Origin of the sequence: Dysgonomonas sp. 511, assembly GCF_010501105.1 — a bacterium.
Taxonomy (GTDB): domain Bacteria; phylum Bacteroidota; class Bacteroidia; order Bacteroidales; family Dysgonomonadaceae; genus Dysgonomonas.
The window spans coordinates 1,416-1,737 of sequence record NZ_QVMQ01000077.1; the positions used below are offsets into that span (position 1 = coordinate 1,416).

Sequence of the window (322 nt, forward strand, 5' to 3'; positions counted from 1 at the left end):
ATCGACAACTACATGCCCGGCCCGGGAACCTTTGTCGTAATGAAAAAATAATTGCCCGTTTTCAGGAGAGCGTACTACCCAATGATAGCCCTTACGGGTGGCTCCGGGTTTATCTTTATCCAATACCGGAATCGTAGTCTCATCCACTTGTATATAATCACTACCCAGAACATCTTTTTTCAACTGTTGGTAAAGAGGCTCTAATAAATTAATGGCTGAAGCACTCCAGTCATTTACTGTCGATGCGGCTAAATGGACTCCGCTTCGTTTAAACATCTCCAGCTGACGATAGTAAGGTTGATGGTCCTGGTATTTACTAATC

General features: G+C 43.5%; 1 protein-coding gene. It reads right to left on the reverse strand.

The window, feature by feature from the left end; all coding sequences use genetic code 11:
* Nucleotides 1-322 (reverse strand): transposase (locus tag D0T57_RS16115; RefSeq protein ID WP_163274343.1); only part of this gene is annotated, 322 nt, incomplete at both ends.